The organism is Halocynthiibacter styelae (genome assembly GCF_016123485.1).
Taxonomy (GTDB): Bacteria; Pseudomonadota; Alphaproteobacteria; order Rhodobacterales; family Rhodobacteraceae; genus Halocynthiibacter; species Halocynthiibacter styelae.
In genome coordinates, this window is sequence record NZ_JADCKQ010000002.1 from 284,610 (window position 1) to 299,186 (window position 14,577).

Annotated in this window: 16 protein-coding genes; 5 read left to right on the forward strand and 11 right to left on the reverse strand. The window is 56.6% G+C overall.

Annotated features, from left to right (window positions below; genetic code table 11):
* Positions 1 to 44: 44 nt before the first annotated feature.
* From H1D41_RS03595 to H1D41_RS03605, 3 genes are read right to left on the reverse strand one after another with little or no spacing between them, the layout of a single operon-like run.
* Positions 45 to 200, reverse strand: coding sequence for a hypothetical protein (locus H1D41_RS03595; protein ID WP_228847623.1), 156 nt, complete (start codon positions 198 to 200; stop codon positions 45 to 47).
* Positions 197 to 1,063: a DMT family transporter gene (locus H1D41_RS03600; RefSeq protein WP_228847772.1), complete on the reverse strand. Its 867-nt coding sequence runs from the start codon at positions 1,061 to 1,063 to the stop codon at positions 197 to 199. The genes H1D41_RS03595 and H1D41_RS03600 overlap by 4 nt, the downstream gene beginning before the upstream one ends.
* Before the next feature lie 38 nt (positions 1,064 to 1,101).
* Positions 1,102 to 1,935: a TIGR00282 family metallophosphoesterase gene (locus H1D41_RS03605; RefSeq protein ID WP_228847624.1), complete on the reverse strand. Its 834-nt coding sequence runs from the start codon at positions 1,933 to 1,935 to the stop codon at positions 1,102 to 1,104.
* 82 nt (positions 1,936 to 2,017) lie between these two features.
* Between H1D41_RS03605 and H1D41_RS03610 the strand changes: the two genes are divergently transcribed.
* The gene (locus H1D41_RS03610; protein ID WP_228847625.1) at positions 2,018 to 2,383 is read left to right on the forward strand and encodes a hypothetical protein; all 366 of its coding nucleotides are present in this window, start codon (positions 2,018 to 2,020) and stop codon (positions 2,381 to 2,383) included.
* Between the two features lie 32 nt (positions 2,384 to 2,415).
* Entirely contained in the window at positions 2,416 to 3,729 is a 1,314-nt protein-coding gene (locus H1D41_RS03615) for a PepSY-associated TM helix domain-containing protein (protein WP_228847626.1), read from the forward strand.
* A 128-nt stretch (positions 3,730 to 3,857) separates the two neighbouring features.
* Here H1D41_RS03615 and H1D41_RS03620 read toward each other — a convergent pair whose 3' ends face one another.
* Complete coding sequence (locus H1D41_RS03620) at positions 3,858 to 4,430, reverse strand: 5-formyltetrahydrofolate cyclo-ligase (RefSeq protein WP_228847627.1); 573 nt, start codon at positions 4,428 to 4,430, stop codon at positions 3,858 to 3,860.
* The gene (gene mgtE / locus H1D41_RS03625; protein ID WP_228847628.1) at positions 4,427 to 5,809 is read right to left on the reverse strand and encodes a magnesium transporter; all 1,383 of its coding nucleotides are present in this window, start codon (positions 5,807 to 5,809) and stop codon (positions 4,427 to 4,429) included. The genes H1D41_RS03620 and mgtE overlap by 4 nt, the downstream gene beginning before the upstream one ends.
* 163 nt (positions 5,810 to 5,972) lie before the next feature.
* Here mgtE and guaD point away from each other — a divergent pair, with 163 nt between their 5' ends.
* Entirely contained in the window at positions 5,973 to 7,253 is a 1,281-nt protein-coding gene (gene guaD / locus H1D41_RS03630) for a guanine deaminase (RefSeq protein ID WP_228847629.1), read from the forward strand.
* Positions 7,254 to 7,344: 91 nt separating this feature from the next.
* The gene (locus tag H1D41_RS03635) at positions 7,345 to 8,634 is read left to right on the forward strand and encodes an MFS transporter (RefSeq protein ID WP_228847630.1); all 1,290 of its coding nucleotides are present in this window, start codon (positions 7,345 to 7,347) and stop codon (positions 8,632 to 8,634) included.
* Between the two features lie 113 nt (positions 8,635 to 8,747).
* On the opposite strand, the gene H1D41_RS03640 is transcribed toward H1D41_RS03635, so the two are convergent.
* From H1D41_RS03640 to H1D41_RS03660, 5 genes are all read right to left on the reverse strand, one after another.
* Entirely contained in the window at positions 8,748 to 9,242 is a 495-nt protein-coding gene (locus H1D41_RS03640; protein ID WP_228847631.1) for a CAP domain-containing protein, read from the reverse strand.
* A gap of 28 nt (positions 9,243 to 9,270) precedes the next feature.
* Entirely contained in the window at positions 9,271 to 9,801 is a 531-nt protein-coding gene (locus H1D41_RS03645; RefSeq protein ID WP_228847632.1) for a CAP domain-containing protein, read from the reverse strand.
* Positions 9,802 to 9,835: 34 nt separating this feature from the next.
* Positions 9,836 to 11,191: an 8-oxoguanine deaminase gene (locus tag H1D41_RS03650; RefSeq protein ID WP_228847633.1), complete on the reverse strand. Its 1,356-nt coding sequence runs from the start codon at positions 11,189 to 11,191 to the stop codon at positions 9,836 to 9,838.
* A 155-nt stretch (positions 11,192 to 11,346) separates the two neighbouring features.
* Entirely contained in the window at positions 11,347 to 12,465 is a 1,119-nt protein-coding gene (locus H1D41_RS03655; RefSeq protein ID WP_228847634.1) for an aminotransferase, read from the reverse strand.
* A gap of 14 nt (positions 12,466 to 12,479) precedes the next feature.
* Positions 12,480 to 13,427: an ornithine cyclodeaminase family protein gene (locus tag H1D41_RS03660; RefSeq protein WP_228847635.1), complete on the reverse strand. Its 948-nt coding sequence runs from the start codon at positions 13,425 to 13,427 to the stop codon at positions 12,480 to 12,482.
* 104 nt (positions 13,428 to 13,531) lie between these two features.
* Here H1D41_RS03660 and H1D41_RS03665 point away from each other — a divergent pair, with 104 nt between their 5' ends.
* A complete protein-coding gene (locus tag H1D41_RS03665; protein WP_228847636.1) occupies positions 13,532 to 14,338 on the forward strand; it encodes a helix-turn-helix transcriptional regulator in 807 nt (268 codons plus the stop codon).
* Positions 14,339 to 14,343: 5 nt separating this feature from the next.
* Here the strand turns inward: H1D41_RS03665 and H1D41_RS03670 are convergent, their stop codons facing one another.
* Positions 14,344 to 14,568, reverse strand: coding sequence for a hypothetical protein (locus tag H1D41_RS03670; RefSeq protein WP_228847637.1), 225 nt, complete (start codon positions 14,566 to 14,568; stop codon positions 14,344 to 14,346).
* Between the last annotated feature and the right edge of the window lie 9 nt (positions 14,569 to 14,577).

The following is a 14,577-nucleotide window of genomic DNA, read 5'->3' on the forward strand; positions in this document are numbered from 1 at the left end:
GGGCCAGGACTATCGGGATCATTCCAATCAAGAGCCTGGTCATGTCAGATGTTCAGGTCTGATAGTTTTTCTTTGGTGCTTTGAGAGATCGGAAGCTTATCTTCGATGGGACCAACATCAAATTCATTCCTGGCGTTATCGTCATCACACCAGAGACACCCTCCACCCCATTCAAACATGAGTTTCAGCTTATAGGTCATGTTTGACTTTCTTTCCCCCTCGGCTGCACCAGAAACAGCCCTGCCATCATCAGAACAAGGGCAATCCAGATATAGCTGGAATAGCTCTCGGACAACAGAAGCATGGACCAGAGCAGGCCGGACGCGGTGACGATATAGGCGACCTGGGCTGAGAACACCGCACCAGCACGGCCCACCAGCCAGACGTAGCCTGTATAGGCGATCACGTTGATCAGGGAAGCCATGACAATGGCGAAATCGGGGGCGGCCCAGGTGGTGGGCGGAGTGATAAACGTGCCGGTCATCAGGGCGATAGGCAGACTTGCGACACTGCCCAGAATGCTTGCGCCCAGAAGAACACGCACCGGACCTTCGCCCGTGTCACCCCATTTCGCCACAAGGTTGCTTTCCAGCCCGTATAGAAACGGCGCGATCAACGCCAGTGGAATAAAGACCACCATGGCGCGGTCTGGCAGGCTGGCCTCTGGCCCTGCAATCAGGATCACCGCCAGCATGCCGGTCAACAGCCCGGCGAAACGACGCCAGTTGAATTTCTCAGACCCAAGCGCCAGCGCGATGGGAAAGGCGAACATCGGCACCAGTGAAATCAGCAGCGCCACGACGCCCGCAGGCAGGTAAACCGACGCCGTATAAGACGCCCAGTTCGGCAGCAATGTTCCGCATAGCATCACCGCCAGATACAGCCGGATCTGGTCACGTTTGAACCCGGGCCAGACACCGCGTTGCCAGCAGATCAGGGACAGAAGAGCGGCGCAGATGAACTGGTTCCAAAAGATGATCCCGAAATCGCGATAGCCTTCGGACACAGCGATTTTGTTCAGCGGGAACGACAGCCCCCAAACCAGGCCACAGCCCAGAAGCACGAAAAACAAGGGCCCATTGCCCTGTTTTACCCGCGCAATCACGCGGGTGGCCAGGCGCTGTCGGGGCTGGAAGGTTGCAGGCGCCCGCCATTGCGGATCATCGCCACGCGCTTTGCCTTGCCGGTCATGTCATCGGTTTCAACAAAGAGGCCCGAAAGCGTTGCTTCCTCAAGCGCGGGCGTAAACCGCCCCTTGCCCATGCCGGTAATAAAGCGGCGCATGGGTTCTTCTTTTTCCATGCCAATGACGGAATTATAGTCGCCACACATGCCCGCATCTGCCTGAAATGCTGTGCCTTTTGGCAGGATCTGCGCGTCACCGGTCGGGATATGGGTGTGGGTGCCGACAACAACGCTTGCGCGTCCGTCACACCAATGTCCCATGCCCATTTTCTCGCTGGTGGCTTCGCAGTGAATGTCCACAAGGCTTGCCTGAACGCGTCCCATCAGCGGGGCCTTCTTCAGCTCGGCCTCAATCGCGGAAAACGGATCAGAGAAAGGGCGTTTCATGAAAACCTGGCCCAGCGCCTGTGTCACCAGAACCTTACGTCCGCGGGTGGCCTCAAAGATACCGGCACCACGTCCGGGCGCATCTTTGGCAAAGTTCAGCGGGCGGATGATGCGGGGTTCCTGGGCGATATAGCCATACATATCCCGTTGATCAAACGCGTGATCACCCAGGGTGATCACATCGGCCCCTGCCGCAAGGATCGCTTTTGCATGACTGGCATTCAGCCCCATACCAGAGGTCGCATTTTCACCGTTCACCACGATAAAATCGAGCTTCCAGTCCTCCCGCAGGCCGGGAAGGCGTTCTGAGATTGCATTGCGGCCGGCGCGGCCAACGACATCGCCAAGAAATAGAATACGCATGCCTCTGCATTATCACGGCCATGGTGTCGCGCAAGCTCAGAAAACACTGGAACGTGGCGTTTTCTGCTGATAGCGGAAAGAAATGAGGGGAATTCTGCAGACCATTGCTTGTGTTTTGCTCTGTGTTGCCGTGATGGCACCACGGGTGAATGCGGCTATTGTGGCATTTTTCCCCGATAGTTTCCGGATGATTGTGATCTGTACCGGCACGGAAATGCGTACGATCATTTTGGATCCTTCGGGTGCGCCGGTCTCTGAAGAATTGCTTGCTGAATCTGTTTGTCTGATGGGTGATGGGGCCGTGATGTCTGAAGCGCCAGAGGTGTTCTGGCAACGCCTGCATCTGCGTTTCACCCGCGACACAGCCCTATTTGCGCAGTTCACTGATGCCGATCAGCTGATCCTTCTGCGCCCACCGGGCCGGGGACCACCTGCTTTGTTTGTTTAACACCCAAACTTAAACAAACTCAGGAAAATACAATGAACACAGTAAATGCGGCCACGGCCGCAGACACCTCCGTGCGCGGCGGTGCCTTTTATCGTCTCGTCTGGAAATGGCATTTTCTGGCCTCACTTTATGTACTGCCTTTTATGCTGATCCTTTCTGTCACCGGCGGGATTTACCTTTACAAACCTCAGATCGAATCCTGGCTCTATGCGGATCGTCTGACTGTTGCGGTCACGGGCGAGGCCCTGCCGCTTGAAGATCAGATAGCAGCCCTTGAAGAGTATTCCGGTGTGACGCGTTTGCGCGGGATCATGGTCTATGATGATCCGGCCCGCACAACGCGCGTGGAATTCAACGATACGGATCGTGTCCGCAGCCATGCCTGGATCAATCCGTATACGGCGGAAGTGCTTGCCAGCACGCCGCGTGATGCCACGTTGATGCGGATGTTGAAGAAGTTTCACGGCGAGCTATTACTGGGCAGTTTCGGCACGAAATTTGTTGAACTTTCAGCACATTGGGCGATTGTTATGATGGTCACGGGGATCATTCTCTGGTGGCCGCGTGGCAAGCGAAACCTGCGCGATGCGACCCGTCTGCCGCAGGGCACCGGTCGTAAATGGTGGCGCGAGGCACATCTGTTCTCGGGCATGTTTGCCTTTGTGCTGATCATGCCAATTCTGATCACCGGCCTGCCCTGGACGGATGTCTGGGGTGGTGGTCTGTCTTATGTGCAGACACAGACCGGGCAGAAATCCTTGTCCCTGCGATTTGGCGGGGCTGCGCCGAAATCATCTGCCTCAGAAGGCGATACCATTGCTTATGCACAGGTGATCGAAATCGCACGCGATCAGGGCATTGTTACGCCGTATGAGATGCGCCCGCCACGTCGTGAGAACGATGCATTCTGGTTGCGATCCGCCAGTGTAAACCGTTATGATCAGACGGAAATCGTTGTGGATCGCTATAGTGGGGAACAACTGGCACGGGTTGATTTCGCGGAAAACCCGGTGGTCGCAAAAACTGTGTCTCTGGGCATTTCTCTGCACCAGGGGGAACTGTTTGGCCCGCTTAATCTGGCGCTGAACACCATCGCGGCTTTGCTGGGTGTGTTCCTGTCTGTATCCGGCTTTATTGTCTGGTGGAAACGCCGTCCCGCAGGCTCTCTCGGGGTGCCCGCCGCACCAGAGGCAAACCTCAGTGCAGGCATGATTGTCACCGTGATTGCGCTAATGATCCTGCTGCCACTGATGGGACTTTCCCTGATCTTTGCCCTGGTATTGGACTGGCTGATTTTCCGGCGCCTGGGCTGGTTCCAGGGGGCGCGGCCAACCGCAGCAGAATAAAAAGAGCGGCCCTGCAAAGGGCCGCTTTACCCCGCCAAAACGGGTAAATATCGCATACACAAACCATGCACAGTCTATGCACAACTTATGCATATCAGGCGCACGGCGCTTTCAGACCTGGTTAAGGATCAGAAGGTGATCACTTCGCGCTCTGTCACGATGTAATCAAGTGGCTGATCGGTGTCTTCCAATGGCAGATCCGTAGCTTCCTGCGCGGCCCAGGCGAAACCCAGGGCAAGGGTCGGACGTTTCGCACGCAGGCCTTCAAGCGTGCGGTCATAGAACCCGCCACCATAGCCCAAACGCCCGCCCGCGCGATCAAAGGCCACAAGCGGGGCGATCAGCACTTCGGGTTCCACCCATTGGCAATCCGCCGGGATGCGCGCACCGAAGGTGCCCATGGTCATGGTGGTGTCCGGGGTCCAGAGCGCGAATTTCAGGGGCTGACCGTTGGCCTCAATCACCGGGACGGCGATTTGCGATGAGGCGGCAAGTTCTGTCATGGCAGGCAGCGGATCAATCTCGCTGCGCATGGGCATATAGGCCCCGATTACTTTGCCCTTATGCGCGGCCAAAACTTCCATCAGTTTTTCATTCGCCGAAGCATTGCGAAGAGGCGCATCATCGGCGCGGTGCGTTGCACCCCGCCGTTCAAAGGCGGCTTCGCGTGCCGCAGATTTCAGAGCCGTCAGATCGGTCATAATAGCATCCATCCCGCAAGACCCAGGAAGGCGAAGAAGCCCACCACATCGGTCACAGTTGTCACAAAGGCCCCCGACGCCAGCGCCGGATCGACCCCCAGTTTTTCCAGCGAGACCGGCACAAGAATGCCCGCAAGCCCTGCGATCACCAGGTTCACCACCATGGCAATCGCCAGCACCGCGCCCAGCATAGGTTGCCCGAACCAGATCCAGCCGACCACGCCCATGATCAACGCAAAGGCCAGGCCATTCGCCAGCCCCACAAGGGTTTCGCGTTTGATCACCCGCCAGAGGTTGGAACTGGTAAGGTCTTTTGTCGCCAGCGCCCGCACAGCTACTGTGAGCGCCTGAGTGCCGGCGTTCCCGCCCATAGACGCCACAATGGGCATCAGAACCGCCAGGGCGACAAATTGCGCGATCGTGGCTTCAAACTGGGCGATCACTAATGAGGCCAGGATCGCGGTGATCAGGTTCACAAACAGCCAGGGGAAACGGGTTTTGGTGGTTTCAATCACACGGTCAGACAGGCTGGTGGCTTCGCCCACACCCGCAAGTCGCAGGATGTCTTCTTCGTGTTCTTCATCCAGAACCACCATCGCATCATCAATGGTAATGACGCCAACCAGACGGTCATCTTCATCCACAACGGGGGCGGAAATCAGGTGGTACTGGTTGAATGCATAAGCAACATCTTCTTCCGGCTGGGTCACGCGGATCGGACGGAAGGTGTCTTCGCACAGCTCTGTCAGGGGGATTTCACGCGCCGCGCCCAGCAATTTGCCCAGAGTCACATAGCCCGTGGGTTTCAGGCGCGGATCAACCATGATCACATGATAAAACTGTTCCGGCAATTCATCCTGGTTGCGCAAAAAATCGATTGTCTGGCCGACATTCCAGTGTTCGGGCGCGGCAACGATTTCACGCTGCATAAGGCGACCGGCGGACTCTTCGGGCCAGGCCAGCGCCTGTTCCACCGCAACCCGGTCTGCATCTTCCAGAGCGTCAAGAATGGCTTCCTGTTGGGGTTCGTCCAGATCCTCAACCAGATCGACAACGTCATCGGTTTCAAGTTCTCGAACCGCCTCAGACACCACGTCATCCGGCAGGAATTCAATCGCCTCTTCGCGCAGGCTTTCATCAAGTTCTGACAGGATTTCCCCATCAAACACATCGCGGGCCAGCAGAAGGATTTCCCGGCGTTCGCGTTGATCCACCTGTTCCAGCATATCCGCAAGGTCGGCGGCGTGTAGTGGTTCAAAGATTTCTTCCAGGCGGGCTTTGTCGGCGGTTGCCAGGGCCAGGCGGACCTCATCAACCAGCGACCGGTCCAGGGCAAAATCTTCTTCCTGGTCGTCCTGGTCAAAGAGTGTATCTGCCATGTTTTGCCCTCATACCTGGAAATAACCGATGCGGCGATTGGCCCGCCTTTATGCGAACATAACCAAAAGTCTTTCGGGAAAACAGGGATAACCGGGCGATTTACCCGCAAAATACGACAGGCTATGTTAGATGTCCGGGGAATGTATGAAGGACGCTTTGATAATGCAGAAAATTCTGACAGGCCAGGTGCTGCAGTTTCTTGCCAATCCGTTTGAGGGCCCGGCGGAAGAAAGCGCGCGTGTGATCACAGATGGCGCGGTTCTGGTGGAAGGCGGGCGTATTGCGAAGGTCGGGCGTGCGGCAGATCTGCTGGCGGATTATCCGCGAGCTGTGGTGACGCGCTATGGCGATCACCTGATCTGCGCGGGGTTTGTTGATGCCCATGTGCATTATCCGCAGACCGCGATTATCGCGAGCTGGGGTAAGCGGCTGATAGACTGGCTGAACACCTATACGTTCCCGGAAGAAATGCGTTTTACGGATGCGGGTTTTGCCCGGGAAACAGCGGATCGTTATCTGGATCTGACCCGGGTCAATGGCACGACCACTGTAACCAGTTTTTGTACGATCCACCCGGAAAGTGTTGATGCGCTGTTTGATGCAGCAGAGGCACGCGGACAACGCATTGTGGCTGGCAAAACCTGTATGGATCGCAACGCACCCGATAGGCTGCGCGACACGGCACAAAGCGCTTATGACGACAGCAAAACCCTGCTGGAAAAATGGCACGGTCGCGGGCGGGCGAGCTATGCGATCACACCGCGGTTTTCACCGACCTCGACGCCGGAACAGCTGGCGGCGATGGGGGCTTTGTGGGCGGAATATCCTGAAGTTCTGATGCAGACCCATCTGTCAGAACAGCTGGATGAGATTGAATGGGTGAAGGAACTTTACCCGAATTCCCGCGATTATCTGGACACTTATGAAGAACACGGGCTGTTGCGCCCCGGGGCACTGTTTGGCCACGCGATCCATCTGACAGACCGCGAACGCGCACGCCTGAAAGAAATGGATGCAAGCCTTGTGCATTGCCCAACGTCGAATACGTTCATTGGTTCCGGCCTGTTTGATATGGCCGGGTTGATGGCGGAAGGGCAACGCGTGGGGCTGGCGACAGATACCGGCGGCGGATCGAGCTTTTCCATGCTGCGCACCATGGCGGCAGCTTATGAAGTGGGGCAACTGCGCGGCACGCCGCTGCATCCGGCGCAACTGTTGTGGCTGGCGACACAGGGATCCGCGCGCGCGCTGCAGATGGAAGGTAAGATTGGCAATATTGTGGAAGGGATGGAGGCGGACCTGACCGTGCTTGACCTGGCTTCAACCCCGGCGATTGCCCAGCGCCATGTAAGGGCCAATGATATCTGGGAGGCCCTCTTCCCAACGATCATGATGGGGGATGACCGGGCTGTGGTAGATTGCTGGATTAACGGCGAGCGGTAAAGTCTGGTCATCCAGCTCTAGGGGTACACCGGACTGACATCAGTTCTGCCTGAGCCTTGCACAACTTGCCTGCAAAGACGAAGGTGCAGGCATGACAACCGAAAATGCATTTTTCACCGCGGCGCTGAGTGTCCCGGCAAGACGGCACATCCGGGTGTTTCAGCTGCACCAGTTTCTTGATCGTTTTGCGATGGGGCTGACGGTTGCCGTGGTTGCGCTGGCGCTGACCAACCGGGGCATGGATCTTTTCCAGATCTCTCTGCTTTTCGGGATTTACTCATTTACAACAATGACGATGGAACTTCCGTTTGGTGGGTTGGCCGACAACATTGGGCGCAAACCGGTCTTTCTGGCCGCTGTCATTGCCAGCATGATCTCTCTTGCGCTTTTCCTGTCGACACGCGATTTTTGTGTCCTCGCGCTTTCATTCGCTTTCATCGGCTTTGGGCGTGCACTCCGGTCGGGCACACTTGATGCCTGGTTCGTTGAAACATTCAGAACCTATGCCCCGAATGTGGATATTCAGCCCGCACTTGCAAAAGCGCAATGGGCCAATGCCATGGGCCTGGCGATGGGCGCTGTTTCAGGAGGGCTTCTGCCTGATCTTTTGGGCCCGATGGCAGAAAGACAGGGCTTCGGTGCCTATGACGTTTCTTATGCGGCAAGCTTTGCGGTGATGTCTGGCGTGTTCATCTACACCTTATTTGCCATCGCAGAAGAACCACGCCCGCTAAATCCTCATGCTCTGAAACAGGGGTTTACATCGGTGCCCCTGGTGATCAGAGAGGCAGGACTTCTTGCCCTGAGACATCCGGCGTTGTCGTTGCTTCTGGCAGCTCTGGTGTTTTCCCTGATGGCCACCAACCCCATTGAGGTGATCTGGCCAACCCATGCAAAACCAATGCTGGATGAAGGCTATGCCAACACGATCATTGGTGTTCTGACCGCTGCCTATTTCTTCTCAATCGCAGTCGGCGCATCACTGTCCCCGTTCATCAGCCACATTTTCAGACGGAGGCATGCAACGACACTTGCAGTGTCTTTTGCATGTCTGGCCACGATTCAGATCACGCTGGCTTTGCAGGGCAGTGTGATCGGCTTTGTGACGGTCTTCATTCTCTATTCTGTGTTCCTTGGCATTTCTGAAACGCCAGCCAGTAATATTCTGCACAGATGCGTTGAAGATAGCCAGAGATCCACAATGTTGTCTTTGAAGTCTCTGATGCAGCAACTCGGGGCAGCTTTGGGCCTGATACTGGCGGGTGCAGTCGCCGAAATCTATTCCACCCCTACGGCCTGGATGTTGGGCGCCGTGTTTCTGATCATATCCGTGTCCCTGCTCTGCATCCTCGCCAGACGGATCACTTCAGAGACTGAATAGCGGACCATCACCCAAAATGCAGCCTTGCCATAGCGGTGCAAAGCCAAATCAGGCTGTTAAAATCCGGAGAAAAGATTCTTCCCGCAGGAGCGGTTTCCTACGGGAAGAGGAAATCAACAAGGTTTGACCAGCAGAAGAACCCAGGCCTGACCTTCGGGATCATAACCAAGACCGTATTGAGTTGCGCGGGAGTTCAGGATATTCGCACGATGTGGCGGGGAAGCCATCCAGGATTGCACGACATCTTCCGGGCTGGTCTGCCCGCGGGCAATGTTTTCAGCAAAGGTGCAGGCCTGCACACCGCCTGCCGCAAGACGATCACCTGGGCCAGCGCCACTTGCGCTTTGATGGGACAGGCTGGTCTGATTGCTGACTTCGGATGCAAACAGGCGGGCAATCCCGGACACCTGCGGGGCGTATTCAAGTTCCGCCAGTCCCATGCGTTTGCGTTGTGCATTCACAATTGCGGCCGCCACCAGTTCTGCACGCGGGGCAACGCTGACAGAGGCTCTGACCTCTTCAGGGCCTGGCGCGCTGCCTGTATTGTTGCATCCCGCCAATATTGCTGACCCAAGGGCCAGCGCGACAATAGATTTTGTAAGTCTCATGGTAATCTCCGGGCAAATATAGCCTGATTTAACAACCTGGCGCGGCCAGGAGCAAGACCCAGTGATTGCGTTCCGGATGCAGGGCAAGGCCAAATTCCTGCAGGTTTGGCAAAAAGATATTGTCGCGATGCCCTGATGAGCCAAGCCAATCACGCATAATCACGTCAACGGTTTCCTGCCCCTGCCCCAGGTTTTCAGCGACACGACAGGCCCCATAGCCACTGTCGCGTACACGGGTGATGGCGTTTTTGCCCTGCCCGTTGGTGTGTGACAAGGCAATACCGGGCTGCGCGAGCCAATTGGCATGCCCCTGTGCCACCCGGCTGAGACTGCGATTATAGCTGACCGGTGCAAGCCCCCGGGCACGACGTTCCGCGTTCAGGCGCAGACCTACTTTATCAGCAATACTGCCGGAGGGCGCGTTCTGACGCCGGATCTGTCCGGCGGCCCGGGTAATCGCCTGATCCGCAGGCACCACATGTGTATAGGACGCACGATGTTCAACCACACAAGCCGGCAACAACAGCACCATGACCAACACAACCAAAGAACGAAACATCGTATTCTCCCTCAAGGCAGAGCCCCTGGAAGAATCAGATCACCAGAGCCCGTGCCAATGTATTTTGATGGGAGATAGTCTGGTAGAGATCTATGGTCACAATGTGGCCGGATGTCACAATTTTTCGCCCGTTCACCAGAAGATCCCTCACTTTTGTGGGCCCTGTCAAGAGCAACCCTGCGGGGTCGTGGCTTCCGGCAGATTCAACCTGACCGAGATCCCAGATCGCGATATCAGCGCAGGCATTCACCGCAATACGCCCGCAATCCGGACGCCCCAGCACATCCGCCCCACCCCGCGTGGCAATTTCCAACGCTTCCCGGGCGCTCATGGCGTCTGCACCAAGATTCACCCGCTGCAACAGCATCGCCTGACGGGCCTCGGCCGCCATATTCGCCATATCATTTGAGGCCGAACCATCGACGCCAAGACCAACCTTTACGCCCGTATCCCGCATCCCCCGGATGGGCGCGATACCCGACCCAAGACGACAGTTCGAACAGGGGCAATGGGCCACACCGGTGCCGGTGCGTGCGAACAGGTCAATTTCCTGCCCATCAAGTTTCACACAATGTGCGTGCCAGACATCATCCCCTGTCCAGCCCAGATCTTCTGCATATTGGCCAGGCCGGCAGCCGAATTTTTCAAGGCTGTAGGCCACGTCTTCGTCATTCTCAGCCAGATGTGTGTGCAGCATCACGCCCTTATCCCGTGCAAGTAAGGCCGTATCGCGCATCAACTCCCGGCTGACGGAAAAGGGCGAACAGGGGGCCAGACCGATACGCAGCATGGATCCTTCAGCCGGGTCATGCCAGCGATCCACCAGGCGGATCATATCGTTGAGAATATCTTCTTCCCGTTCCACCAGCGCATCGGGTGGCAGACCACCATCGCTTTCGCCAATCGACATCGCCCCGCGTGTGGGATGGAAGCGCAGGCCAATTTCCTGGGCGGCCTCTATCGTATCCTCAAGCCTTGATCCGTTGGGATACAGGTAGAGATGATCCGATGTCATGGTGCAGCCGGATAAGGCCAGTTCGGCCAGGCCCGTCAGCGCGGATACCCGCATTTCTTCCGGACCGAAGCCGGACCAGATCGGGTAAAGCCTTTGCAGCCAGCCAAAAAGCAACGCATCCTGCGCGCCGGGCACTGCACGGGTCAGGCTTTGATACAGATGGTGGTGGGTGTTCACAAGGCCTGGGGTCACAAGGCAGTTTTCAGCGTTAATCACCTCTGCCCCGGCAGCGGCTGTCAGCCCCTGCCCGACAGCAGCAACCCGGTTTCCACGGATCAGGATATCGGCGTGCTGCAATTCACGCCGCTCATCATCCATTGTCAGGATGCAGCGGGCGTTTTGAATCAGAATTTCACGGTCTGGGTTTGGTGTCATCACACAGGTCCTCTGTTTACGAAGACCCGTTCGGTGTGACGTAGAACGTCCAGAGGCTGGCGGACAGAAGGGCAAGGACTCCGGCCAGCGGGGAAACTATATGATATTTTACCGCCCCGGATCAATCCATCCCGGGGCGGCTGATAAATACAAGGTTAATGGCGCGCCAGGAAATCCGATACAAGCGCCAGACCTTTTCCCAGGATCTCAGGGCTATTGGCGTATCCAATCCGCACATAGCCTTCCATGCCCAGGGCCGAACCCGGCGTGAACATCACCCCGGTTTCCTGCAAAAGTGCAACACAGAAATCGCGTGAATTCAGGGGCAGATCATATTTCAGAAGCGCCGTTGTGCCGGAAGCAGGTTTCACCCAGCTGATCTTTGGCTCGCTCGCGATCCAGGCGTCAAGAATGGCCAGATTGCCCCGGGTGATCGCCTGACTGCGGGCCAGAACCTGATCTTTGTTTTCAAGCGCAAGGGCCGCAAAATGATCATCAATCATCCCAACGGAAATCGTGTCATAATCGCGGTGAATGGTGACCTCTTCGATCAGACCCACAGGCCCGGCAATCCATCCCAGACGCAGACCAGCAAGAGAATACGCCTTAGACATGCCCGCGGTGCTGATGCCTTTCTCATAGATATCCGCGATGGAATCTGTCATGCCATTTCCGGTCTGGTCCGTGCCCCGATAGACCTCGTCACACAGAACCCAGGCCCCGGCGGAGCGTGCGATTTCTGCAATCTCTTCCAGCATCTCACGCCCCATCAACGCGCCGGTGGGGTTGTTCGGATTGTTGATCGCAATCAAGCGGGTGTCTGGCGTGACCAGTGCGCGCAGCTGTTCCAGATCCGGCAGAAATCCATCTTCTTCACGCAGTTGCAGCGGATGCACATCGGCATCAATGCTGGCCGGAATGGAATAGTGCTGCTGATAGGTCGGGACCACAGCCACCACCCGGTCACCACGCGAGACAAGCGTTTTATGCACCAGCATATTCGCGCCAATCGTGCCATGGGTGACAATTGTATTCTCCGGTTTTTGGTTCTGATACAATGCAGAGATTGCCTGCCGCAGACGATCCGACCCTTCAATCGCGCCGTAGGTCATTTTCATCGGCAGAAGATCAGACAGGCTGTCGTCATTGCGCCCGGCCAGTTGCAGAAGTTCCGCGATTGTCAGGCTTTCAACACAGGTTTCAGCCAGGTTCCATTCGCATCTGGTTTCCCATTCGTTCATCCAGATTTCGACGCCAAAAGGTTCAATATGCATAGGGTTTCCTTTCTTCAGGCCGTCGCGGCGCGGTAAACAGCATGGGCGACGGCGATGTCTTCAAGTCCAAGGCCGATGGAACGGAAGAACACAGGGCTTCCCTTTTCCGGTGTGGCGCATGTGCCGGTGGCAAGTTCCGCCAGATCGCCTTTCACCGCCTCAGCCTGCCAGCCATGATCCCGTGCCGCCAGTTGCATTTCACCGGCCGCGCCCGGGGTTGTTGCGCGATAGTCGCAGTAAACCTGGGCTGTGTTCAGGAACGCGGGCGCAATTTCATGGGCCTTTGCAACATTGGTGCTGATCGACGTAACGAGGGTGTCCTCGCCTACAGCAGACATGTCCAGGACCGGCGTGCCGGAAGATGTGCAAAGCATAATCACATCCGCATCTTTTGCCGCATCTTCTGCCGTAGCGGAAAGCTGCACCCCAAGGCATGCGTTTTGCCAAGCCTGTTGCCGGGTCTCATTTTCCGCCAGGCCGGGGGAAAAGATGCAAACCTCATCCCAGTTCCGCAGATCCTGGACATACTGCCAATGCGCCAGCGCAACCGCGCCTGTACCGATGATCGCCAGCTTGCGGGATGACGGCTGCGCGAGGAAATCCACCGCCAGCGCCGTTGTCGCCGCCGTGCGTTCCGTTGTCAGGCGACCTGAATCACACAACAGAAGGGGCTTCCCGGTTTCGGATGACATAAGCGTGGTCCAGGCGGTGATCACAGGTTTGCCCGGTTTGACCAGATAAGGGGACAATTTCGCGCCAAAGACGCCACTGGCAATTTCTGCGCCAAGATAGGTGATGAAATCGCCCTTCTCACCAGGCAGAAGCGTCAGGGTTTGTGGCGGTTGCACGGCTTTGCCTTCGCCCAAAGCGATGAACAGAGAACGCATTTCGGTTAAAATATCAATCTGCGGCAGGATCTTTTCAACGGCTTCTGCATCCAGGACCAGCGGGGGCGTGTTCATATCTGATTTTCCTTCTTTGCAGCGATCCTGTACGAAAGCCGGGCAAAACCATATCATCCCAAAGGATGATGCCATGCCGAAACTGTCTGAAGAGCCCGGAAGAGATGCAAAATTACGAAACGGATGTGTCGGCTTTTGCGGCCAGGCTTGCGGATGTCATCGAAGACGGCGGGACTGCGGATAATCTGATCGCGGCGACAGAACATGTTCTTCCCTTCTCTGCTGCATTTTGTGTGGTAAACCGGCCTTCAGGCGCACCAGTGTACCTGGCGGACAATTACCCAGATGGCGCAGCCCGCAAAGCCGTGCAGCTATATGTACGCAGCACTTATCTTCTCAATCCAGTTTACAATGCCATCCTGAACGGGTTGCCCGAAGGGTTGTATCCTATGGCGGATCTTGCGCCGGATAACTGGGCCGCTGAGCTTGCTTCAGATCACGTCTTGCCAGCACAAGATGAAGAGATTGGCTATCGTACAGAAGGCTGGCCCCGTGGCCTTCAGGAGCTTTCCCTGCTTGTGGACCTGGGGCAAGGCGATATGGGGGAAATCAGTTTCGCCCGTCCTGCGGCAGATGGTGGGTTTACCCCATGCATATTGGATATGCTGCGCCCCTTCCTGCCCCTGATCGCTGTTGCGTTCCGACGGATCTGGTCCGGGCAGGACGCAACCCCGACACCCAAACCTGCCCCGGCCCTGGATGAATTTGCGCAAGACGTCCTGACCACGAGAGAATCTGAGATCATCCATATGATCCTGAAAGGCCATTCCAGCCTGTCGGTCAGCATGGCTTTGGGCATTGCTCTGCCCACAGTGAAATCCCACCGCAGGAATGCCTACAGCAAACTGGGGGTCAGCACCCAGCAGCAGCTTTTCACGGCCTTTCTGAAATGGCAGGGCGGATCGGTCTGAGGGGATCAGAGGCCACCACTGCGCAGCGATCGTTTGCATTCTTTCGGCGGCTGACCGTCATAGGTGAAAGCTTCCACATGACATTCCGCACATTTCCAGCATTGTGATCTGCCACGCGGACGGAAACGGTCTTCGTGCCAGCGACAGGGCTTTCCAGACACACCGGCCTGTGATCTGCGGAAGATGAAATACCCTGCCAGAAGCAGAACCAATAAAACTAAAACAGGCATTCTGCCCCT